General features: G+C 56.6%; 18 protein-coding genes and 1 riboswitch. Of the genes, 6 read left to right on the top strand and 12 right to left on the bottom strand.

All coding sequences use genetic code 11. The annotated features are described in order from the left end of the window. Positions 1-360 precede the first annotated feature (360 nt). Positions 361-1,212 carry a glutamate racemase gene (gene murI, locus ID864_RS20605; RefSeq protein WP_048914303.1) on the bottom strand — a complete coding sequence of 284 codons (852 nt, stop codon included), beginning with the start codon at positions 1,210-1,212 and terminating at the stop codon, positions 361-363. Beyond that, a complete protein-coding gene (gene btuB, locus ID864_RS20610; protein ID WP_191150298.1) occupies positions 1,157-3,046 on the bottom strand; it encodes a TonB-dependent vitamin B12 receptor BtuB in 1,890 nt (629 codons plus the stop codon). The genes murI and btuB overlap by 56 nt, the downstream gene beginning before the upstream one ends. A 67-nt stretch (positions 3,047-3,113) precedes the next feature. Then, positions 3,114-3,419: riboswitch (cobalamin riboswitch) on the bottom strand. A gap of 123 nt (positions 3,420-3,542) precedes the next feature. Between btuB and trmA the strand changes: the two genes are divergently transcribed. Further along, positions 3,543-4,643, top strand: a complete 1,101-nt coding sequence (trmA, locus tag ID864_RS20615; protein ID WP_191150299.1) for a tRNA (uridine(54)-C5)-methyltransferase TrmA — start codon at positions 3,543-3,545, stop codon at positions 4,641-4,643. Positions 4,644-4,681: 38 nt separating this feature from the next. Here trmA and ID864_RS20620 read toward each other — a convergent pair whose 3' ends face one another. Next, positions 4,682-5,035 (bottom strand): YijD family membrane protein, encoded by a 354-nt coding sequence (locus ID864_RS20620; protein ID WP_048914300.1) that lies wholly within the window; start codon positions 5,033-5,035, stop codon positions 4,682-4,684. A gap of 12 nt (positions 5,036-5,047) precedes the next feature. After that, the gene (fabR, locus tag ID864_RS20625) at positions 5,048-5,689 is read right to left on the bottom strand and encodes an HTH-type transcriptional repressor FabR (RefSeq protein WP_048914299.1); all 642 of its coding nucleotides are present in this window, start codon (positions 5,687-5,689) and stop codon (positions 5,048-5,050) included. Between the two features lie 191 nt (positions 5,690-5,880). Between fabR and sthA the strand changes: the two genes are divergently transcribed. After that, positions 5,881-7,281: a Si-specific NAD(P)(+) transhydrogenase gene (gene sthA / locus ID864_RS20630; protein ID WP_048914295.1), complete on the top strand. Its 1,401-nt coding sequence runs from the start codon at positions 5,881-5,883 to the stop codon at positions 7,279-7,281. Here the strand turns inward: sthA and oxyR are convergent. Next, entirely contained in the window at positions 7,264-8,184 is a 921-nt protein-coding gene (gene oxyR / locus ID864_RS20635) for a DNA-binding transcriptional regulator OxyR (protein WP_048914294.1), read from the bottom strand. The genes sthA and oxyR overlap by 18 nt on opposite strands. A 135-nt stretch (positions 8,185-8,319) precedes the next feature. Here oxyR and ID864_RS20640 point away from each other — a divergent pair, with 135 nt between their 5' ends. After that, a complete protein-coding gene (locus tag ID864_RS20640) occupies positions 8,320-9,051 on the top strand; it encodes a glutathione peroxidase (RefSeq protein WP_048914293.1) in 732 nt (243 codons plus the stop codon). A 72-nt stretch (positions 9,052-9,123) separates the two neighbouring features. Here ID864_RS20640 and argH read toward each other — a convergent pair whose 3' ends face one another. The 3 genes from argH to argB form a co-directional block, all read right to left on the bottom strand. After that, positions 9,124-10,497: an argininosuccinate lyase gene (gene argH, locus ID864_RS20645; RefSeq protein ID WP_048914292.1), complete on the bottom strand. Its 1,374-nt coding sequence runs from the start codon at positions 10,495-10,497 to the stop codon at positions 9,124-9,126. Between the two features lie 90 nt (positions 10,498-10,587). After that, positions 10,588-11,802, bottom strand: coding sequence for an argininosuccinate synthase (locus tag ID864_RS20650; protein ID WP_048914291.1), 1,215 nt, complete (start codon positions 11,800-11,802; stop codon positions 10,588-10,590). Positions 11,803-11,828: 26 nt separating this feature from the next. Beyond that, complete coding sequence (argB, locus tag ID864_RS20655; RefSeq protein ID WP_048914298.1) at positions 11,829-12,605, bottom strand: acetylglutamate kinase; 777 nt, start codon at positions 12,603-12,605, stop codon at positions 11,829-11,831. Positions 12,606-12,727: 122 nt separating this feature from the next. Here argB and argE point away from each other — a divergent pair, with 122 nt between their 5' ends. Continuing rightward, positions 12,728-13,879 (top strand): acetylornithine deacetylase, encoded by a 1,152-nt coding sequence (gene argE / locus ID864_RS20660; protein ID WP_048914290.1) that lies wholly within the window; start codon positions 12,728-12,730, stop codon positions 13,877-13,879. Positions 13,880-14,124: 245 nt separating this feature from the next. Then, positions 14,125-16,776, top strand: coding sequence for a phosphoenolpyruvate carboxylase (gene ppc, locus ID864_RS20665; RefSeq protein ID WP_048914289.1), 2,652 nt, complete (start codon positions 14,125-14,127; stop codon positions 16,774-16,776). A gap of 147 nt (positions 16,777-16,923) precedes the next feature. Here the strand turns inward: ppc and metF are convergent, their stop codons facing one another. The 3 genes from metF to metB form a co-directional block, all read right to left on the bottom strand. Then, positions 16,924-17,826 carry a methylenetetrahydrofolate reductase gene (gene metF, locus ID864_RS20670; protein WP_048914288.1) on the bottom strand — a complete coding sequence of 301 codons (903 nt, stop codon included), beginning with the start codon at positions 17,824-17,826 and terminating at the stop codon, positions 16,924-16,926. Between the two features lie 235 nt (positions 17,827-18,061). Beyond that, complete coding sequence (locus ID864_RS20675; RefSeq protein WP_191150300.1) at positions 18,062-20,497, bottom strand: bifunctional aspartate kinase/homoserine dehydrogenase II; 2,436 nt, start codon at positions 20,495-20,497, stop codon at positions 18,062-18,064. Between the two features lie 2 nt (positions 20,498-20,499). Further along, positions 20,500-21,660, bottom strand: coding sequence for a cystathionine gamma-synthase (metB, locus tag ID864_RS20680; protein ID WP_048914286.1), 1,161 nt, complete (start codon positions 21,658-21,660; stop codon positions 20,500-20,502). Positions 21,661-21,901: 241 nt separating this feature from the next. On the opposite strand from metB, the gene metJ reads away from it, so the two are divergent. Beyond that, a complete protein-coding gene (metJ, locus tag ID864_RS20685) occupies positions 21,902-22,219 on the top strand; it encodes a met regulon transcriptional regulator MetJ (protein WP_013200201.1) in 318 nt (105 codons plus the stop codon). A 120-nt stretch (positions 22,220-22,339) separates the two neighbouring features. On the opposite strand, the gene rpmE is transcribed toward metJ, so the two are convergent. Continuing rightward, positions 22,340-22,552: a 50S ribosomal protein L31 gene (gene rpmE / locus ID864_RS20690; RefSeq protein WP_048914285.1), complete on the bottom strand. Its 213-nt coding sequence runs from the start codon at positions 22,550-22,552 to the stop codon at positions 22,340-22,342. Positions 22,553-22,576: the final 24 nt, after the last annotated feature.

Raw genomic sequence — 22,576 nt, forward strand, 5'->3', positions numbered from 1 at the left:
AACGTCATAATGAATTTCATTATGTGTTCACTCGTGAGGCTTGATATTTTTTACGTCCGGAGACGTTGATATCAATCCTGCGAGTGCCCACACAGATTGTCTGATAAATTGTTAAAGAGCGTTGCGAGCAGTGCCGGGGCATCCTGTCGCGAGGTGGCGTATATTACGCTTTCCTCCTTCGGAGTCAACTTCTTTTTGAGAAGTTTTTCCGGCGGTTCAGAACTTCCTGAACCTCTTAACACGCTGGCCTGTAAGCCGTTGTTCCGTGTCAGTGGAGGCGCATTATAGGGAATTTCTGGAGGCTGACAAGGGCAAATCGTAAAAAACTTTTTGAGTGCTGTTTTTTTGCTCTAAACACCCTTAAACAGCCAGTTTTTCGAGCTTTTCGAAGCCATAACGCTGTAAAACGGGCATTAATTGCACAGCTTGTTCAGTAATATCCATACAAAAAGCGATATTGGCATCCGCGGAAACGGCATGCGGGGATACATTTTCCAGTAACCAGACGGTGCGTCGCGCAATCGCCGCGCCAGAATCTATTAAACGCGTCCCTTCCGGCAGCACCTGTTGCAGCTCTTCACTAATAAGAGGGAAGTGGGTACAGCCCAGCACCACCGTATCCGGTGGCTCCTGCATCCGCAGCCACGGCTGCAGAACGCGCTTCACTTCTTCTATTGCTACCGGTTGCCCATGCAGTTTTGCTTCCGCCAGCGCCACCAGTTCTGACGAACCGATCATCTCCGTTTTGCATTCGCTACCGAAACGCGCCACCAGCTCATGAGTATAAGGGCGTTTAACGGTGCCGCGCGTTGCCAGCAGGCCAACGACACCGTTACGCGTCAGGCGTGCGGCAGGTTTAATGGCAGGTACGACGCCCACCACCGGAAATTCAAAGCGTGCGCGCAGGGCCGGCAGCGTCACGGTACTTGCCGAGTTACAGGCGATAACCACTAACGCAAGAGGATAGAGGCGGGTGACCGCTTCAACGATAGCGAGCACGCGCTCAACGATAAACTCTTCCGACTTCTCGCCATAAGGAAAGGCAACGTTGTCGAAAGCGTAGAGATAATGGAGGTCCGGCAGCAATTTGCGGATCTCATCATAGACTGAAAGCCCACCGACGCCGGAGTCAAACACCAGCACGGTGGGCCGTTCTTTAGAAGTTGTAGCTGCCGCTGAGGTAGTATTCCCGTCCAGGGGTTTCATAACCATACGCTGTCTCGTAATCTTTATCGAACAGGTTGGCAATTCTACCACGAACGGTGAGATGGGATGTGACCGGATACGAAACTGCAAGATCCCACAGGCTTACGCCGCCCATTTTTACACGCGGGCTTGGATAAACGCTGTAGTCGGTATCATAGCGCTGACCGAGATACTGATAGCTCAGGGACCAGTCAAACGTCGCCACGGCCCAGTCCAGCTGATATTTAACCTGCTGTTTAGCACGGCGCGCCAGCACTTCATTGGTCACGGCATTACGCGGGTCAAGATAGTCGTAAGATAGGGTATGCGCCAGTGGACCGGTATCAAAGGACGCCGTCGCCTCCACACCTTTAATACGCGCTTTCTTAATATTGCTGTAATGCGAGGTGGAATCGAAATCGATCAAATCATCGATATCGTTACGATAGCCGGAAAAACGCCAGTTTACCGGCCCGGTTAACCCTTCAAAGCCCCCTTCCCACTGCTTGCTTTTCTCAGGCTGCAGATCGCGATTACCGTAGCTTTCGCTGTAAACCTGATTGAGGTTAGGAGCCTTAAAAGCAGTACCGTAGGAAGCAAACACGCTGTAGCCATCGACAAACTCCCAGGCCGCGCTGCTCTGCCAGGTGTTATGCCAGCCAAAAGCATTATTGTCATCGCCGCGCACCGCGCCTTCCAGCGTCACGCTACCCAGTTTCTGCTGTGTGGTGGCGTAGATGCCGGTGTTACGCTGCTCCTGGCCCGCCGCAACATAATTAGTGCCAGGTTCTGATGTCTGCTTCTGCCAGTCAACGCCGCCGCTAACCGTACCATAACCGGCCGCCAGCGTATTACCCCACTGCAAGTTGTATTGCTGCACATCATCTAACGTCGAGGCCGGGCCATAGCGCCCTTTTGACGGGTCAAAGTTGAGATCTTTCGTGTGGCTGTAGCTGGCAATCAGCTGTGAGGAGTAAATCCCGCGGTTGAAACGCAGCCCGGTATCCCAGCTTTGGCTATAGAGCTGGCGGGTATCCGGCATGCCCAATAAAGCGAAGGAGGAACTGTCGTAGACCAGTGAACCATCATAGTCAGAGCGGTTGTCAAAGCCATAACCACGGAAAAAACCGGTGAACTCATCATTAAACTGATGCTCCACGCTCCCGTACAGGGATTTACTCATAAAGCCATCGCGATCCGGCTGGGCAGGGTCACCGAATGCATTCGGGTATCCAGCCACCACATCGTAGCCTTTGGTATAGGTGTAGCTGCCGGCCAGCGTCACCAGGGTATTTTCCCCCAGGCGCTGCTGCGTGGAACCGTCATAGGACTGATAGCCATTTGAACCGATACCGGCGTTCAGCGTGGTACCCGGCTTATCACGTCCGGTAATGATATTAATCACGCCACCAATCGCGTCCGAACCATAGACCGCTGAGCGCGCCCCGCGCACATATTCAATGCGCTGAACCAGAGAAACCGGGATCTGGCTAAGATCGGACGCACCGCTAATGCCCGCCTGATTCAGGCGAATACCATCAATCAGCACCAGCACGTGGTTAGAGTTGGTTCCGCGAATAAACAGCGAGCTTTGCTGGCCCATTCCGCCGTTTTGAGCGATATCAACGCCGGGCAAGCGGCGCATCACATCCGTCAGCGTTTTCGACTGCCAGCGGTCGATCTGCTCTTTTGTGACGACCGTCGTGGGTGCCAGCACGGAAGAGACGGGTTGCGCAAAACGATTCGCCGTCACCACCTGCGTCTCTTCATTACTGACTTGTGCAAAGCCGTTTTGCGCCCAGAGGGAAATCGCCGTAGCGCTAAACGCCAGCAGCGTGTTTTTGTTTTTTGTTGTAAACATGACCAAGCATCCAAAAGAAGTGCAGGATGCCGCAGGCATACGATCGATAGCACGCGATGATCGTAAGAAATGCGACGTTATTCCGGCAGGTCTTCGGGCTCAGAATCGGTTGCTCGTCATACTGCACGTTACATGTGCGTTGGCTTCACTCATTCACCCGAATCACTTACTACTGTAAGCTCATTGGGACTCACTTATTTGCCGCCTTCCTGTAACGCGAAGTATTTTGAGCATTGGTGGCAATGACTTCCCGTCCTGAGACAGTGTCTGCGTTACGCTATTGTCACGACATTCTTTACCGCTGCGCGTCAGCTCCAGATTTGCACTGGATTCCCTTTTAACTCGCGGGGAGGCCGGAGCCGCAGTTTAAGTTCAATAAAATTAGAAATCCAGATATCCGGACATCCATAAATGACGATTTTTGCACAATACTGGACATGAGTTAAAGAATCCCTACAATCGCCCGGCTATCACCGCCAAATATTCAGGAATAACCATGACGCCCGAACAGCTGCCTATTGAACAATACGATGACCAACTCGCCGAGAAAGTGACACGACTGACGTCGATGATGTCCGTGTTTAACGCTCCCGAGGTCGAGGTCTTCCGTTCACCGGTAAGCCACTATCGGATGCGCGCCGAATTCCGCGTCTGGCATGACGGTGATGACCTCTACCACATCATTTTCGATCAGGAGACGCGCGACCGCATTCGCGTCGACAGCTTCCCGGCAGCCAGCGAGCTGATTAACCGCCTGATGCCGCGTCTGATTGCCGCTGCCCGAGAGCAGCACGTTCTGCGCTATAAGCTGTTCCAGATTGACTATCTGTCAACGGTCAGCGGCCAGATCGTGGTCTCCCTGCTGTATCACCGCAAGCTGGATGAAGAGTGGCAGCAGGCCGCCAGCACTCTGCGCGACGCGCTACGTGCCGAAGGGTTTGATCTGCATCTGATTGGCCGCGCCACCAAAACTAAGATCTGCCTCGACCGCGACTATGTCGACGAGTGTCTGACTATCGACGGTCGGGAGATGATCTACCGCCAGGTGGAGAACAGCTTCACTCAGCCGAATGCGGCAATGAATGTGCAGATGCTGGAGTGGGCGCTGGATACCACGCGCAATTCAAGCGGTGACCTGCTGGAGCTGTACTGCGGCAACGGTAACTTCTCACTGGCGCTGGCGCGCAATTTCCGTCGGGTGCTGGCGACCGAGATCGCCAAGCCTTCCGTTGCCTCTGCGCAGTACAATATCGCGGTGAACCAGATCGATAACGTGCAGATCATTCGCATGGCGGCAGAAGAGTTTACCCAGGCGATGAACGGTGAAAGAAGCTTCAGAAGGTTGGAAGGGATCGATCTGACCAGCTACGAGTGCGAAACCATCTTCGTCGACCCACCGCGCAGCGGTCTGGATGAGGAAACGGTGAAGATGGTGCAGGCTTATCCACGCATCCTGTATATCTCCTGCAACCCGCAGACGCTGTGCGATAACCTCGCCACGCTGTCGGCTACGCATGAGGTGACGCGCCTGGCGCTGTTCGACCAGTTCCCGTATACCCATCATATGGAGTGCGGCGTGCTATTGACTCGCCGCTGATGAATGATTGTCGGGCGACGCCTGTCGCCCGGCTGTATTCAGCTAACTTTACGTGCTCGCCACTTCATCGCGATCCAGAACACCACTACCACCATCAGCACGGTCGGCACAAAATTCGAACCGATATCAGGGTATTCCGCCCGCACCATTGCGCTATACAGCAGAATACCAAGCAGGAAAAACGCAGCGGCCAGCGAAGGCATCCCGTCCGGCATCGCACGGTTCAGATAGCGCTGATGCAGGCACCAGGCAGCAAGGCACAGCGTGATGAGCGGGAAGATAGAAAATGGTACCAGTGAACTGAACAGTACCGAAAATGAACCGTTGAGTGAAAGCCCGGCAATAAAGGTCAGCAGTAGCGTTCCCTTGTCCCGGCTCGTAGCTAAATTCATGTCACCACCCTTTTAGTCTTTGGATTCCAGCGTCACCGCCAGCCTCTCCTGTTCACGACGATACCAGTAGTACGCCCCTTTCGAGATCATCCGCAGCTGCAGCACCAGTCGTTCTTCCAGCTGGCGGCGCTGTTCAGCGTCAATATCCAGCGCTTCCGCACCGGCATTAAACACAATAATGACCATCGCTTCCGCCTGCGCTTCAGTAAAGCTGCGCGGCATGCGGTTTTCTATTTCCAGATAGTCGGCCAGTTCGGCAATAAAGTGCTGAATTTCACGCGCCACCGCAGCACGAAATGCAGCGGAGGTTCCTGAACGTTCACGCAGTAACAGGCGAAAGGCATTTGGGTTATCGCCGATAAATTCCATAAAGGTGGAGACGGAAGTGCGGATCACGCTGCCACCTTTGGCAATACGCTGACGCGCCTGACGCATCAACTGACGCAGCATCAGGCCGCTCTCATCCACCATGGTCAGCCCTAATTCATCTACATCACGAAAGTGACGATAAAATGACGTTGGGGCGATACCGGCTTCGCGGGCAACTTCCCTCAGGCTAAGGCTGGCGAAACTCCGCTCGGCGCTTAATTGACTAAACGCCGCTTCGATAAGTGTACGCCGTGTACGTTCTTTTTGCTGCGCTCTGACGCCCATATTAGTGCCTGTTTTGCCTGCAAGGGGGCACTATAGCAAAAATTTCAGCGTACAGTGGGTCAAACTTTGTGAACGCCTGTTAACCCTGTAATTTGGCAATTGATGGCAAAAAATACGGTTACAATTGGGAACTGCGCGCTGAGATGTTAGAATCTCGTTGTAAAATTGTATAAGAAATAGGACGTATTGGTATGCAACAGTCTTATGATTACGACGCCATTGTTATTGGTTCCGGTCCGGGCGGTGAAGGTGCCGCAATGGGGCTGGTGAAACAGGGAGCGCGCATAGCCGTTATCGAGCGCTACCACAATATCGGCGGCGGGTGTACACACTGGGGAACCATCCCTTCGAAAGCGCTGCGCCACGCCGTCAGCCGCATTATCGAGTTTAACCAGAACCCACTGTATAGCGACCACACACGTCTTCTGCGTTCTTCTTTTGCCGACATTCTGAATCACACCGAAAACGTTATCAGCCAGCAAACCCGCATGCGTCAGGGTTTCTACGAGCGTAATCACTGTGAGCTGTTCCAGGGTGATGCACGTTTTGTTGATGCCAACACCATCGAAGTTGAAAGCCATGACGGCACGATTGAACGCCTGACCGCCAGCAAATTCGTTATCGCCTGCGGTTCACGCCCTTATCATCCGCCGGATGTCGACTTTGCCCATCCACGCATCTACGACAGCGACTCTATCCTCAACCTGCACCACGAACCGGACCATGTGATTATCTATGGCGCCGGGGTGATCGGCTGTGAGTACGCGTCAATTTTCCGTGGCCTGTCGGTCAAGGTTGACCTGATCAACACCCGCGACCGCCTGCTGGCGTTCCTCGATCAGGAAATGTCAGACTCGCTTTCCTACCACTTCTGGAACAATGGCGTAGTTATTCGTCATAACGAAGAGTTTGAGAAAATTGAAGGGGTGGCAGATGGCGTGATTATGCATCTGAAATCCGGCAAAAAATTGAAAGCCGACTGCCTGCTTTACGCCAATGGCCGTACCGGTAACACCGACTCACTGTCGCTGGAAAACGTCGGTCTGGAGGCGGATGGTCGTGGTCTGTTGAAGGTTAACAGCATGTACCAGACGGCGCAGCCGCATATCTACGCGGTGGGGGATGTGATTGGTTACCCAAGCCTGGCGTCTGCCGCCTACGATCAGGGCCGTATTGCTGCCCAGGCAATGGTAAAAGGTGAAGCGACCGCACACCTGATTGAAGATATCCCAACCGGTATCTATACCATCCCGGAAATCAGCTCCGTTGGTAAAACCGAGCAGCAGCTGACGGCGATGAAGGTGCCTTACGAAGTGGGCCGTGCGCAGTTTAAACACCTGGCGCGTGCGCAGATCGTTGGCATGAACGTCGGTAGCCTGAAAATCCTGTTCCACCGCGAGACCAAAGAGATCCTCGGCATTCACTGCTTCGGCGAGCGTGCTGCGGAGATCATTCACATCGGTCAGGCGATTATGGAGCAGAAAAACGGTGGCAACACGATTGAGTACTTCGTGAATACCACCTTTAACTACCCGACAATGGCGGAAGCCTACCGGGTGGCGGCGCTAAACGGCTTAAACCGCCTGTTTTAACGCGCCGCTGCTCATCACGCCCTGCATATGTTCACGGATCGCCTCAGCCAGCTGCTCATAGCGGCCGCGCAGAGGTGAACCGGGGCGATACACTAACGCGATGGTGCGCTGTGGAACCGGCTTATAACAGTCGAGATAACACACCCCGTCGCGTACTCTCTCCTTAGGCACCGCCAGCGATGGCAACAGCGTAATCCCGCTGCCTGCCGCCACCATATTACGCAGCGTTTCCAGACTGGTTGCGCGGAAGTGCGTATCTTCATCGGCACCCGCCTGGAAGCAGAAGCCCATCGCCTGATCGCGCAGACAGTGTCCGTCTTCCAGCATCAGCAGCTTCTCACCGGCCAGATCCGACATCGGCACGCGATCGCGCTCATGCCATGGATGATCGGCATAGATTGCCAGCTTCATCGGTTCGTCAAACAGCGGGACTTCAATAAACGCTTCCGACTCTTTCACCAGCGCCAGAATGGCACAGTCCAGCTTGCCGCTATCGAGCTGCGCCAGCAGCTGCTGAGTCTGCGCTTCGTGCAGATACATCTCCAGCTTCGGGAAGGTCCGATGCAGCGAAGGAATAATCTGCGGCAGCAGATACGGGCCAACGGTTGGGATCAGGCCGATATGCAGCGGGCCGGACATCGCCTCGCCCTGTTGGCTGGCCATCTCTTTCAGCACTTTCACTTCGCGCAGCACGGTACGCGCCTGATCCACCAGCAGCAGCCCGGCCTGGGTGAATAACACTTTGCGGCTGGTGCGCTCCAGCAGCATCACGCCCAGCTCATCTTCCAGCTTGCGGATCTGCCCGCTCAGCGTTGGCTGGCTGACGTGGCAGGCATCGGCGGCACGGCGAAAATGGCGATGTTCCGCCAGCGAAACCAGATACTCCAGATCACGAATGTTCATCTCAATCCTCTATTCCACGATAGCCCGTGACGATAGATAGCATAGCAACCAACGATTATCCCTATCAAGCCTGAATGACAATAATGTGCCCCTGCAGAAATACAGCAGCCTTATCCGTTTATTAAGAGGTCTTTTATGTTTGCAAGTCAGGAAGGTAAATCAATCCCGCAGGTCACTTTTCACACGCGTCAGGGCGATAGCTGGGTCGACGTCACCACTGATGAGCTGTTTAAAGATAAAACGGTGATCGTCTTTTCACTGCCGGGCGCATTTACCCCAACCTGCTCCTCCAGCCATCTGCCGCGCTACAACGAGCTGTCCGACGTGTTCAAAAAACATGGCGTGGACAGCATCCTGTGCGTGTCGGTCAATGACACCTTTGTGATGAACGCCTGGAAAGCCGATCAGCGCGCCGGGAACATCACCTTTATTCCCGATGGCAACGGGGATTTCACCCGCGGTATGGAGATGCTGGTTGAGAAAGCCGACCTTGGCTTTGGTCCGCGCTCATGGCGCTACTCAATGCTGGTGCGCAACGGCGTGGTAGAGAAAATGTTTGTCGAACCAAACAAGCCGGGCGACCCGTTTGAAGTGTCCGATGCGGATACCATGCTGCGCTATGTTGCGCCGGAATATAAGGTGCAGGAGTCCGTTTCCCTGTTCAGCAAGCCGGGCTGCCCGTTCTGCGCCAAGGCAAAACAGATGCTGATTGACCGTGGGATTCAGTTTGAAGAGATCGTGCTGGGCCAGGATGCGACCACCGTCAGCCTGCGTGCCGTTAGCGGCCGCTCCACCGTGCCACAGGTGTTTATCGGCGGGCGCCACATCGGCGGCAGCGATGATTTAGAGCAGTTCTTCGCGGCGTAAAACAAAAAGGGGATGGTATGCCCATCCCCTACAACTTTACCCAGGGGTCGGACTTGCCGACCCACAACGCGATTACGCCAGACGCTGCTTCGCTGCGGTAATCGCTTTCGATACCTGATGCGGTGAGACGCCGCCTTGCGCATTACGCTTGTCGAGGCAGGATTGCAGCGACAGGATCGGGTAAACATCCTCGCCAATCACGCTGCTGAACTTCTGCAAATCAGATAACTTCAGTGCTTCCAGCGCCACGCCCTGCTTGATCGCTTCCACCACGGTTTCACCGACAATATGGTGCGCTTCACGGAACGGTACGCCTTTGGCGACCAGATAATCCGCCAGCTCGGTGGAGTTAGCATAGCCCTGCTCGGCCGCTTCCTGGCAGCGCGGACGTTTCACCTGAATGCCATCCAGCACCAGTGCCGCCATATGCAGACAGTCAGACCAGGTATCGAGCGCGTCGAACAGCCCTTCTTTGTCTTCCTGCATATCTTTGTTGTACGCCAGCGGCAGGCCTTTCAGCGTCATGCTCATCGCGGTCAGGGCACCCTGTACGCGGCCCACTTTGCCACGGATCAACTCCAGCGCGTCCGGATTTTTCTTCTGCGGCATCAGGGAAGAGCCGGAAGTCACTTTATCAGACAGCTCAACAAAGCCCGCCTCACCGGTATTGAAGAAGATCAGGTCTTCGGCAAAGCGCGACAGGTGCACCATACCGATAGACGCATCGGACAGCAGCTCCAGCACATGATCGCGGTCAGAAACGGTATCAAGGCTGTTGCGGGTGGCAGAGGCAAAGCCTAACCAGCCGGCCAGCTGCTCGCGGTCGATTTCATAGGCGGTTCCTGCCAGTGCGCCACAGCCCAGCGGGCTGACGTCAAGGCGCTTCAGCGTGTCCTGCAGGCGGCTTTCGTCGCGCGCCAGCATCTCAACATAGGCAAGGCACCAGTGTGCAAACGTCACCGGCTGGGCGCGCTGCAGGTGGGTATAACCCGGCATCACCGCGTCCTGATTGGCTTCCGCGGTGGCGATCAGCGCCTGCTGGAACTGACGTGTGGCGATCAGCAGCTCGCTGACCTGCGCCTTACACCACAGTTTCAGGTCGGTCGCGACCTGATCGTTACGGCTACGGCCGGTATGGAGCTTTTTGCCCAGCGAACCGACTTTGTCGATCAGCTTGCCTTCCACCCAGCTGTGAATATCTTCGGCGTCACTTTCCAGAATCTGCTGTGGATTCGCGCGCACTTCTTCCAAAAGAACATTCAGCGCGCCTTCCAGCTGCTGCTGCTCATCGGAGGTTAAAACATTGACGGTCACCAGCGCTTTGGACCAGGCAACGGAACCGGTGATGTCCTGCTCTGCCAGACGATAGTCGAAGCGCAGTGAGTCATTGAATAACTTGAAACGTTGATCTGCAGCCTGCGTAAACCGTCCACCCCAAAGTGCCATGATGCGTACTCCCTTCAAATAATGTAATAAGGGCGGCACATGTGCCGCCCCTACGAATGCCTGTAGGGGCGAGTTACCTCGCCCGAAATATTACTTCTTCTCGTTCAGCGCGCGGATGCGTGAAGAGAGCGAGAACAGACGGATAAAGCCGCCCGCGTGACGGTGATCGTACACTTCGTCTTCGCCGAAGGTGGCGAACTCTTCAGAATAGAGGCTGTTGGCCGATTTCTTCTGGATAGCGGTCACCTGGCCTTTGTACAGCTGCAGCACCACTTCGCCGTTCACATCTTCCGCCAGTGCAGCGGCAGAAGCCTGAATGGATTTACGCAGCGGTGCGAACCAGCGACCGTCATAAACGACATAGGACATTTCCAGGCCCAGCTGCTCACGCCATTTGAAGCTATCACGGTCCAGAACCAGCTGCTCAACCGCGCGCAGCGCGTTAACCATGATGGTGCCGCCAGGCGTTTCGTAGCAGCCGCGGGACTTGATGCCCACCAGACGGTTTTCCACGATGTCGATACGGCCCACGCCGTGACGCGCACCAATGGCATTCAGTTTGTCCAGGCAGCCGAACGGGCTAAGCGCTTCACCATTGACGGCAACCACGCGGCCTTTCTCTACGGAAACGGTAACCTGCTCAGGCTGATCCGGTGCTTCCAGCGGATCGACGGTCCACACCCAGCAATCTTTGTTCGGGGCATTCCACGGGCTTTCCAGCACGCCGCCTTCGGTAGAGATGTGCCACGCATTTTCGTCACGGCTGTAGATTTTCTCCAGCGACGCGGTGGTCGGGATATTACGCTCTTTCAGATAGTCCAGCAGCGCTTCACGGGAACGCAGGTTCCACTCACGCCATGGCGCGACCACTTTCAGCTGGGGAGCCAGCGCAGTGTAGGTGGTTTCGAAACGTACCTGGTCGTTACCTTTACCGGTTGCGCCGTGGCACAGGGCATCAGCCCCCACTTTCAGCGCCAGCTCAACCTGCGCTTTAGCAATGATTGGGCGCGCCATCGACGTCCCCAGCAGGTAAGTGCCTTCATACAGCGCACCGGTCTGCAGCACCGGATAAACGTACTCGCTGATGAACTCTTCACGCAGGTCCACCACGTGACATTCTGACGCACCGGACTGTAACGCTTTCTGCTCAACGCCTTCCAGATCGCCACGCTCCTGACCGATATCCGCCACGAACGCCACCACTTCACAACCGCCGTAGTTCTCTTTCAGCCATGGAATAATGGCCGAAGTGTCCAGACCGCCGGAGTAAGCCAGTACGATTTTTTTGATGCTTTTGTCTTGCATTGTCTTTTCCTTGAAAACGTTTCTGTTTAAGCGAGGATACGGGTGCCGATGGACACGCCGTTAAATAGGGTCGGCAGCTGTTCGGCATGGCGCCAGCTGGCGATATCCACCGGGCGGCCCAGAGTACGGGCGGCTTCCAGTGCAGCATTCACTTTAACGATCATACCGTCGGTAATCACCCCGTCAGCGATCAGCTGCCCGGCTTTTTCCGCCGTCATCTCTTCGATGCGCTGCTTGTTAGCATCGAGAATACCGCTAACGTCCGAGAGCAGGACCAGATCGGCACCCAGCGTCGCGGCCAGTGCCGTCGCCGCCTGGTCAGCGTTGACGTTCATCAGCAGGCCATCAGCGGTGATGCCGATTGAGCTGACCACGGGCAGATAGCCCGCGCCCAGCAGCGTATTAATCAGGCGTGGGGAACCCGGCGTTGCCAGCCCCACGTGACCCAGTTCATCATCAAACTGTGCCACCTCAACACTGCCGCCGTCGCCGAGACACAGGCCAACGGCATCAATGCCATGTTTTTTCGACCAGGCCAGCAGGGTTTTGTTCGCTGTACCCGCCAGCGCCCCGGTGATAATGTCGATCTGATCGGCGGGAGTAACGCGCAAACCGTTTTTCTTCTTCACCGGCAGCGCCAGCTTGCTCATCAGTTCATCGACCAGGCAGCCGCCACCGTGAACGATCAGCAGCGGTCGCTGATGCGTGGTACGGTAGCTAACCAGTGCAGTAAACAGACGCTCAAGCGCCTCTTCGCTGTCCAGCAGCACACCGCCTAACTTGATAATTAACGGATTGGTCATCAACTCAACTCGCTCTCTGTGATAGATAGAATTATTGGTTTCCATCTGGTCGCTGATATTGTATTTTTATTCACTATTAGTGCATGAATATTGATACTATCCTAACCCAAGGACTGTCAACAGTGAAGACAAAATTACCCCCTTTTATTGAGATTTACCGCCAACTGATTGCAACGCCATCAATCAGCGCCACCGACAGCGCGCTCGACCAGAGTAATGAAACTTTAATCAGTTTGCTGGCCGGCTGGTTCCGCGATCTGGGCTTCAGCGTGGAAGTGCAGCCGGTGCCCGGCACGCGCAACAAATTCAATATGCTGGCGAAGAGCGGCGAAGGCGCAGGTGGCCTGCTGTTGGCCGGCCACACCGACACGGTGCCGTTTGACGATGGCCGCTGGACGCGCGACCCGTTCACTCTCACCGAGCACGACAACAAGCTTTACGGCCTCGGCACCGCCGACATGAAAGGTTTCTTCGCCTTTATTTTAGACACCCTGCGTGATATTGACGTGTCAGTGCTGAAAAAGCCGCTGTATATCCTCGCCACCGCCGATGAAGAGACCACCATGGCCGGGGCGAAATTCTTTTCTGAATCCACCACGCTACGCCCGGACTGCGCGATAATCGGTGAGCCTACCTCGCTGAAACCGGTGCGGGCGCACAAAGGCCATCTGTCTAACGTGATCCGCATTCAGGGCCAGTCCGGCCACTCCAGCGATCCGGGGCGCGGCGTCAATGCCATTGAGCTGATGCATGAGTCAATCACCCAGCTGATGGAGCTGCGCAACACGCTGAAGACACGCTTCCACCACGACGGCTTCGCCATTCCTTATCCGACCATGAACTTCGGCCACATCAGCGGCGGTGATGCGGCCAACCGTATCTGCGCCTGCTGCGAGCTGCATATGGATATCCGCCCGCTGCCGGGGCTGACGTTAAGCGATCTCGATGAGCTGCTGAATGACGCGCTGGCCCCGGTCAGTGCGCGCTGGCCGGGTCGACTGACCGTTGGCGAACTGCACCCGCCAATCCCGGGCTACGAATGCCCGCGTGAGCACCAGCTGGTGCAGGTGGTGGAGAAACTGCTGGGGACCGAAACCGAAGTGGTGAACTACTGCACCGAAGCACCGTTTATTCAGGAAATCTGCCCGACGCTGGTTTTAGGCCCGGGATCGATCAATCAGGCACACCAGCCGGATGAATTTATCGATACCGCATTTATTAAGCCGACTCGCGAACTGATCGCCCAGGTGGTGCATCATTTTTGCTATCACTAAGTGAAAATCGGGGCAATTGACTGTGAAAACAGCCGTTTGCCCCTGATTTCAATTATTCGGGATGATAAGAATAACTTATCTCACTCCGTCGCCATTAAATTTCATAAATTCCCGCAAGTTAGCACCACAATGGGGCAGATTTAAGTCAATTGACGAATGGTTCTTAACGTGGCTAGATAAAAGGCTGCGTTATGCCCATAAGGGTGAAATAAAGTAACAAATACAAGAAGGGTGTCAGGGGTCATATGAACGAACAATATTCCGCAATGCGAAGTAATGTCAGTATGCTCGGCAAACTGCTCGGGGATACAATTAAGGATGCTCTGGGAGAGAACATTCTCGATCGGGTTGAAACAATCCGTAAGCTCTCCAAGTCATCACGTGCGGGAAATGATGCCCACCGTCAGGAACTGCTGACCACGCTGCAAAATTTGTCCAACGATGAACTGCTGCCGGTCGCCCGCGCGTTCAGTCAGTTCCTCAATCTGACCAACGTGGCCGAGCAGTACCACACCATTTCACCAAAGGGCGAAGGCCCGAATCAGACAGAGCTGCTGGCGAAGACCTTTGAACGCCTGAAGCAGCAGCCGGACCTGACCGAAGCCGCCGTTCGTGAGGCCATTGAATCCCTGTCGCTGGAACTTGTTCTTACCGCGCACCCGACTGAAATTACCCGCCGTACCCTGATCCACAAACTGGTGGAAGTGAACAGCTGCCTCAAACAGTTGGATCACAACGACCTGTCTGACTATGACCGTGGGCAGATCATGCGCCGCCTGCGCCAGCTGGTCGCCCAGGCCTGGCACACCGATGAAATTCGCAAATACCGCCCTTCCCCGATTGATGAAGCCAAATGGGGCTTTGCTGTGGTTGAAAACAGCCTGTGGGAAGGGGTGCCTAACTTCCTGCGCGAGCTGAACGAGCAGGTTGAAGAGTCCTTTGGCTATCAGCTGCCGGTCGATTTTGTCCCGGTGCAGTTCACCTCGTGGATGGGCGGCGACCGCGACGGCAACCCGAACGTCACCGCCGACATTACCCGCCATGTGCTGCAGCTCAGCCGCTGGAAAGCCACCGATCTGTTCCTGCGTGATATCGCCGTGCTGGTCTCTGAGCTGTCGATGTCGGAATGTACGCCAGAAGTGCGCGAGCTGTGCGGCAACCCGGAAGCACTGGAGCCGTACCGCGAGATCATGAAAAACCTGCGCGGCCAGCTGATGAGCACCCAGGCCTATCTGGAGCGCCGTCTGAAGGGCGAGCGCCTGCCGCGCCCGGCCAACCTGCTGATCTCCAACGACCAGCTGTGGGACCCGCTCTATACCTGCTATCAGTCACTGCAAGCCTGTGGCATGGGCATTATCGCCAACGGCCAGCTGCTCGATACCCTGCGCCGCGTGAAGTGCTTCGGCGTACCGCTGGTGCGTATCGATATCCGTCAGGAGAGCACCCGCCACACCGAAGCCATTGCCGAAATTACCCGCTACCTTGGCCTTGGTGATTATGAGAGCTGGTCAGAAGCCGACAAACAGGCCTTCCTGATCCGCGAGCTAAGCTCTAAACGTCCGCTGCTGCCGCGCCAGTGGGAGCCAAGCGCCGACACCAAAGAGGTGCTGGAAACCTGCCGCGTGGCGGCAGAAGTGCCAAAAGGCTCGATCGCGGCCTACGTGATCTCCATGGCGAAAACGCCGTCGGACGTGCTGGCGGTTCACCTGCTGCTGAAAGAGTCCGGGATAAATTACGCGATGCCGGTAGCGCCGCTGTTTGAAACCCTCGATGACCTGAACAACGCCAACGACGTGATGAGCCAGCTGCTGAATATCGACTGGTATCGCGGCCTGATTCAGGGCAAACAGATGGTGATGATTGGCTATTCCGACTCGGCGAAAGATGCCGGGGTGATGGCAGCCAGCTGGGCGCAGTATCAGGCTCAGGATGCGCTGATCAAAACCTGCGAGAAGGCCGGTATCACGCTGACGCTGTTCCACGGGCGCGGCGGTTCTATCGGCCGTGGCGGCGCACCGGCACACGCCGCGCTGCTGTCACAGCCTCCGGGCAGCCTGAAGGGCGGCCTGCGCGTCACCGAGCAGGGCGAGATGATCCGCTTTAAGTACGGCCTGCCGGAAGTGACCATCAGCAGCCTGTCGCTCTACACCGGGGCGATCCTCGAAGCCAACCTGCTGCCGCCACCGGAGCCAAAAGCAGAGTGGCGCGAGATCATGGACCAGCTGTCCGATGTCTCCTGCAACATGTACCGCGGCTACGTGCGCGAGCATGCGGACTTCGTGCCGTACTTCCGCTCGGCAACGCCGGAGCTGGAGCTGGCCAAGCTGCCGCTGGGTTCACGCCCTGCCAAGCGCCGTCCGACCGGCGGCGTCGAGTCGCTGCGTGCTATCCCGTGGATCTTCGCCTGGACGCAGAACCGCCTGATGCTGCCCGCCTGGCTGGGTGCCGGTGCCGGCCTGCAGAAAGCAATGGAAGATGGCCACCAGGCAACGCTGGAAGCCATGTGTCGCGACTGGCCGTTCTTCTCTACTCGCCTCGGCATGCTGGAAATGGTGTTCTCGAAGGCTGACCTGTGGCTGGCGGAATATTACGATCAGCGCCTGGTCGACAAATCCCTGTGGTCGCTGGGTAAACAGCTGCGCGACCAGCTGGATTCCGATATTAAAGCGGTGCTGACCATCGCCAATGACTCGCATCTGATGGCCGACCAGCCGTGGATTGCCGAGTCGATTGCGCTGCGTAACGTCTATACCGACCCGCTGAACGTGCTGCAGGCAGAGCTGCTGCACCGTTCACGCCAGCAGGAAGCAGAAGGCGGCGAGCCGGATGCCCGCGTCGAGCAGGCGCTGATGGTCACTATCGCCGGGGTGGCGGCGGGGATGCGCAATACCGGTTAAGCCGGTAAAACGGGCCGATCGGAAAAAATGATCGTCATCGTGGCCGGTGGAAATCATCGGCACGGGCCGATCGGAAAAAATGATCGGCCCCTACGGGTTTTGTAGGGGCGGACCTTCTTTTTCGGTCCGCCCTGAAACGTTTAAACCTCAGGCATTTACCACCGTTTCCGGGCGCACGCCCAGCGTGTGGCAGATGGCGTAGCTCAGTTCGGCGCGGTTCAGGGTATAGAAATGGAAGTCCTTCACGCCCTCGCGGCTGAGGATCTTCACCATATCCATCGCCACGTTGGCACCGACCATTTTGCGGGTTTCCGGGTCGTTATCCAGACCTTCAAACATGCTGGTCATCCAGCCCGGTACGCGCACGTTGGTCATGGCGGCGAAACGCTGCAGCTGCCTGAAGTTCGATACCGGCAGGATGCCAGGCACGATCTCGACATCAATGCCGGTCGACACGCAGCGGTCGCGAAAGCGCAGATAGCTCTCCACATCGAAGAAGAACTGGGTGATGGCACGGTTGGCGCCCGCATCGATTTTACGCTTGAGGTTAATCAGATCCGCCTGGGCGCTTTTCGCCTCCGGATGCACCTCCGGGTAAGCCGCCACGGAAATATCGAAATCACCCACCTCTTTCAGCAGCGCAACCAGATCCGCCCCGTACATTTCGGGCTTGCCAGCGCCAGGCGGCAGGTCACCGCGCAGCGCGACGATATGGCGAATCCCATTGTTCCAGTAATCCTGAGCAATATTGCGCAGCTCATCGCGGCTGGCATCGATGCAGGTCAGGTGCGGAGCGGCTTCCAGACCGGTGCGGTCCTTAATGCCTTTAATGATGCTGTGCGTACGGTCGCGCTCGCCGGAATTGGCCCCATAAGTCACCGAAACGAATTTCGGCTTCAGGCTGCTGAGGCGATCGATAGAGCTCCACAGGGTCTCTTCCATTTCACTGGTGCGCGGCGGAAAGAACTCGAATGAGACATTAATCTGCCCGTTAATCTCGGCCAGACTCTGATTCAGTGCTTCGCGCTGATTTGCATGGAAAAAACTCATACCCGCTTACCTCATCGATCGCTTTGGCTTATTTCTTCGCCGTCACACGTCTATCCGTTTAGACGTCCAGACATTCAAAATGACGGAATTTGCCTGGTCAGTCAACAGAAAAATCACGACCTGCGCTGACAGATATGCCATAAAGGTGAGGGAAATTCATACAGAGATTGTGCAGGGGCCAGGCATGCAGAGAGGGTGTAGGGGCCAGGCATGCCTGGCCCAAATCAGGGAGGGGTTACAGCAGCTGTGCCAGCCGATTCAGGTCAGACTGGATTGCCCCGGCAGTAACATCGCGCCCGGCGCCCGGGCCGCGGATCACCAGCGGATTATCGCGATACCAGCGGCTCTCAATGGCGAAGACGTTGTCGCACGGCAGCAGCGCCGCCAGCGGATGATCGGGGCGCACCGCTTCCACGCCGACACGCGCTTTACCGTTGGCATCGAAACGCGCCACGTGGCGCAGCACCAGTCCCAGCTCCTGCGCCGCTTCAAAGCGCTGCACCATCTGCTCATTCAGCTCGTCGGCATTTTCAAAGAAGTCATCCACCGAGCCGGACTGATAGCTGGCAGGCACCAGCGACTCGACGCGCACCTGATCGGGTTCGATGTCATAGCCCGCTTCACGCGCGAGGATCACCAGCTTGCGCATCACATCCTGGCCGGAGAGATCGACGCGCGGATCGGGTTCCGTCAGCCCCTGCTGCCAAGCCTGATCCACCAGCTCAGTAAACGGCACGGTGCCGTCAAACTGCAGAAACAGCCAGGAGAGCGTTCCGGAGAAGACGCCGCTGATCGACAGAATGCTGTCGCCGCTTTCGCGCAGGTCGCGCACGGTGTGGTTAACCGGCAGTCCGGCACCGACGGTCGCGTTATACAGCCAGTGACGCCCGGTTTTAGCGAAGGCATCACGGATCTGGCGATAGCTGCCGCTGGTTGCCGCCCCCGCCACTTTGTTCGCGCCAATCACGTGGAAACCGTAGCTGGCGAAATCGAGGTACTGGGCGGCAAGGGTTTCGCTGGCGGTCACATCCAGCACCACCAGGTCATCAAACGGGTGCTCGCGCATCCACAGGAACAGCGACTCCTGATCCTGCTCAACCGCTTCATCCTCGAAGAACGCCAGCGCCCGGCTGGCATCCAGACCGTCATAGCTCAGCAGGCTGCGGCGGCTGTCCACCACCCCGGCCAGGATATATTCAAAACCGGTGCGCGCAGAAAGGGTCTTCTGCTCGCGCGCGAACAGCTCAAGCCAGCGTGAACCGATATTGCCTTTGCCAAACAGCACCAGGCCAATCTGCTTCTCAGCGCGGAACAGCGTCTGGTGCAGACCACGGGTCAGATGTTCGGTTGGCCCCACGCGCAGCACCGCCACCAGGCTGATGCCCTCCTGCGACTGGCAGATAAACTCCACCGGCTGATCTTTCATCTGCTGCCAGAAACGGTGGCTGTGCAGCGGGTTACGGCAGACGCCTGCGCCGACCATCGCCACCATTGCCATGCCATCGCGCAGCTGTAAACGACCCGGCAGCGCCGAATCCTCCAGCAGGGTCAGCGCGCTGTTTACGACTTCCGAGGTGTAGCAGAGCTGCAGCAGATTACGGTCCGGATGCACGCCGGTTGCCAGCGGGCGCATCTGCGCGCGCTTCAGCAAATGGTCGATCTCTTTGTGCATCGCGGCAAAATCATGCTGCGCCGGGACCTGGAACTCAATCAGGCAGACATCATCGTGGCTGGTAACAATACGCGCGCCGGTGCCGGAAGCCAGCACGCGTTCAATGCGTGTAGAGCCTTCGTCTGGCGTATAGCTGCAGCGCAGCTGTAGGTCGATATCGCTGCCGGAAACCGGCTGTAGCGTGCGGGTGTGCAGCACCGGGGCAGCAAGGCGCGCCAGCTCGCTGGCTTCATCCAGGCGCAGCAGCGGCAGCAGGCAGGCATCTTTCACTTTGCGCGGGTCCGCGCTGTAAACCCCGGCGACATCGCTCCAGATGGTGACGCGTGACACGCCCGCCAGCGCACCGATCTGCGTGGCGGAGTAGTCACTGCCGTTGCGCCCCAACAGCACCGTTTCTCCGGCGTCATTGGCGCAGATAAATCCGGTAACGACCAGGCGCTGCGCTGCGCGTGGCGCCATCAGCTGTTGCAGCAGCGGGGCGGATTTCTCTTCATCCACCTGCGGCTGTGCGCCACGTTCAGCGCGCAGGAACTGGCGTGCATCCAGCCAGCTGGCGTCGATATCACGCCGGGCAAGGACGGCAGCCATCAGGCGCGCCGACCAGATCTCACCGTGCCCCACCACTTCAGCATAAACCGCCTCGGTGATGAGACCGTCCAGCAGCGCGGCCAGTTTTTCCAGGTCATGAATAAATTCAGCAATCATCGGGGCAGCCGTCTCGGGCGGCAGCAGGCTGCTAATCAGTTCGCTCTGATAGCGACGCAGCGCCTGCTGCACCTGATGCGCAGATAACCGGTCGCTCTGGCTAAGCTTCAGCCAGCTGATCAGCTGGTTAGTGGTGCTGCCCGCTGCCGAGACCACCATCAGGTCGCCCGGCTGGCTGTACTCCGCCATAATCCCGGCAACGCGCTGGTAGCATTTGGCATCGGCCAGACTACTGCCACCAAATTTATGCAACTGCCGTGTCCCCAACGCCCCTGCCACTGCTGAATAACTCATGCTTACCTCTTGGTCGCTACCTGGAATGCATTATCCAGATCGGCGATTAAATCTTCGTGATCTTCAATTCCCACCGAGATACGCAGCAGCGTTTCGGAAATGCCTGCCGCCGCACGCGCCTCTGCCGACATGCCCGCATGGGTCATGGTTGCCGTGTGGGAAATCAAGCTTTCCACGCCGCCCAGCGATTCCGCCAGGGTAAATAATTCCAGCGCTTTCAGGAAACGACGCAGCGTGGCTTCGTCACCGTCAAACTCAAAACTTAACATCGCGCCGAAACCTTTTTGCTGACGTACCGCAAACTGATGGCCTGCATTTTCCGGCAGTGACGGATGATACAACTTTTTCACCAGCGGTTGTTGCTTCAGATAATCAACAATCGCCAGCGCGTTACGCTGTGCGGCTGCCATGCGCGGTGCCAGAGTACGCAGACCGCGCAGCAGCAGATAGCTGTCAAAAGCTGCTCCGGTGACGCCAATATTGTTGGCCCACCAGGCGAGTTCGGTCACGTGCTGCGGATCTTTCGCAATGACCGCACCAGCCACCACATCCGAGTGGCCGTTAAGGTATTTGGTACAGGAGTGGATCACCAGATCCGCACCCAGCGCCAGCGGGCTCTGCAACGCCGGGCTGAGGAAGGTGTTATCCACGACACTCACCGCGCCCGCCGCAGAGGCAGCCTGACAGATAGCGGCAATATCCACCACGCGCAGCAGCGGGTTGCTTGGGCTTTCAATCAGCACCAGCTTTGGCTTCTCATCCAGTGCCGCCTGCAGCGCCGCTTCGTCCCCCTGGTCGACAAACTTCACCCGGTACGCGCCGCGCTTGCTCAGGCTGTCAAACAGGCGATAGCTGCCGCCGTAGCAGTCGTGCGGAGCCACCAGCAGGTCACCCGGCTTCAGGAACACGGTACACACCAGGTGGATCGCCGACATCCCGGTATTGGTCATCACCGCCCCGGCACCGCCTTCCAGCTCCGCCAGCGCACGCTGCACCACATCGCGGGTCGGATTGCCGCGCCGCGAGTAGTCATGCGCACGCGGCTCGTTGAAATCGGTAAAGTTATAGGTGCTGGAAAGGTGGATTGGGGGGACAACGCAGCCATATTGCTCGTCATCATTCAAACCGCTGCGTACTGCGATGGTTGCCTGTTTACGCGTCATGGTGCACAAGTTCCTGCTGGATAATAAGAGAAGTGCTATAGAGTAAAGCGGGTGGGTATAGACGTCAATACATCTGGACATCTAAATGTCTTTGCGTATAGATTGAGCAATGCGGCAATAACCGTTAGAATTATGTCGATATCCCCCAGAGAAAGTTGTGCCATCTCTATGTGATGGCGACAAACTTCGGGCATAATTAGCCGAATTTCGGCATTTCCAATTTAATTGATTAAGGTAGCCCATGGCTGAGTGGAACGGCGAATATATCAGCCCTTACGCTGAACACGGTAAGAAGAGCGAGCAGGTCAAAAAAATCACGGTATCCATCCCGCTGAAGGTTCTGAAGATTTTGACCGATGAGCGCACGCGCCGTCAGGTTAATAACTTGCGTCACGCCACCAACAGCGAACTGCTGTGCGAGGCGTTTCTGCATGCGTTTACCGGACAGCCACTGCCGGATGATGTCGACCTGCGGAAAGAGCGCAGCGACGAAATTCCCGAAGAAGCGAAAGCCATCATGCGGGAAATGGGCGTCGATCCCGATACCTGGGAATACTAAGCGCCTGCAAGTTAATCAAAAAGCGGGCTGCCTTGAGTTGAAACACGTCAGCGCGGCCCGATCGTCAGGCACAAAAAAACCCAGCCGAAGCTGGGTTTTTTCTTACATCTTACCGGGTGCTTATTTAGCGCCTGGGATGCTGAAACGCTTGTTGAAGCGGTCAACACGACCACCGGTAGCAACATCACGCTGCTTGCCAGTGTAGAACGGGTGGCAGTTACCACACACGTCCAGGTTCAGGTCGTGACCCACGGTAGAGCGGGTTTTGATTTCGTTACCGCAAGAACATTTAGCAGTAACTTCAGCGTAATTAGGGTGAATACCTTTTTTCATGGGAAAACCTCAGTTAAGGCCGTG

This window comes from Erwinia aphidicola, assembly GCF_014773485.1.
GTDB classification, from domain to species: domain Bacteria; phylum Pseudomonadota; class Gammaproteobacteria; order Enterobacterales; family Enterobacteriaceae; genus Erwinia; species Erwinia aphidicola.

Excerpts from the sequence above, each read along its gene's own strand:
- metB (WP_048914286.1), bottom strand. The coding sequence starts at position 21,660 with ATGACGCGTAAACAGGCAACCATCGCAGTACGCAGCGGTTTGAATGAT.
- ID864_RS20675 (WP_191150300.1), bottom strand. The coding sequence starts at position 20,497 with ATGAGTTATTCAGCAGTGGCAGGGGCGTTGGGGACACGGCAGTTGCAT.
- murI (WP_048914303.1), bottom strand. The coding sequence starts at position 1,212 with ATGGTTATGAAACCCCTGGACGGGAATACTACCTCAGCGGCAGCTACA.
- ID864_RS20640 (WP_048914293.1), top strand. The coding sequence starts at position 8,320 with ATGTTTGCAAGTCAGGAAGGTAAATCAATCCCGCAGGTCACTTTTCAC.
- ID864_RS20620 (WP_048914300.1), bottom strand. The coding sequence starts at position 5,035 with ATGAATTTAGCTACGAGCCGGGACAAGGGAACGCTACTGCTGACCTTT.
- ID864_RS20650 (WP_048914291.1), bottom strand. The coding sequence starts at position 11,802 with ATGCAAGACAAAAGCATCAAAAAAATCGTACTGGCTTACTCCGGCGGT.
- rpmE (WP_048914285.1), bottom strand. The coding sequence starts at position 22,552 with ATGAAAAAAGGTATTCACCCTAATTACGCTGAAGTTACTGCTAAATGT.
- argB (WP_048914298.1), bottom strand. The coding sequence starts at position 12,605 with ATGACCAATCCGTTAATTATCAAGTTAGGCGGTGTGCTGCTGGACAGC.
- trmA (WP_191150299.1), top strand. The coding sequence starts at position 3,543 with ATGACGCCCGAACAGCTGCCTATTGAACAATACGATGACCAACTCGCC.
- argH (WP_048914292.1), bottom strand. The coding sequence starts at position 10,497 with ATGGCACTTTGGGGTGGACGGTTTACGCAGGCTGCAGATCAACGTTTC.
- oxyR (WP_048914294.1), bottom strand. The coding sequence starts at position 8,184 with ATGAACATTCGTGATCTGGAGTATCTGGTTTCGCTGGCGGAACATCGC.
- ppc (WP_048914289.1), top strand. The coding sequence starts at position 14,125 with ATGAACGAACAATATTCCGCAATGCGAAGTAATGTCAGTATGCTCGGC.
- metJ (WP_013200201.1), top strand. The coding sequence starts at position 21,902 with ATGGCTGAGTGGAACGGCGAATATATCAGCCCTTACGCTGAACACGGT.
- btuB (WP_191150298.1), bottom strand. The coding sequence starts at position 3,046 with ATGTTTACAACAAAAAACAAAAACACGCTGCTGGCGTTTAGCGCTACG.
- metF (WP_048914288.1), bottom strand. The coding sequence starts at position 17,826 with ATGAGTTTTTTCCATGCAAATCAGCGCGAAGCACTGAATCAGAGTCTG.
- fabR (WP_048914299.1), bottom strand. The coding sequence starts at position 5,689 with ATGGGCGTCAGAGCGCAGCAAAAAGAACGTACACGGCGTACACTTATC.
- sthA (WP_048914295.1), top strand. The coding sequence starts at position 5,881 with ATGCAACAGTCTTATGATTACGACGCCATTGTTATTGGTTCCGGTCCG.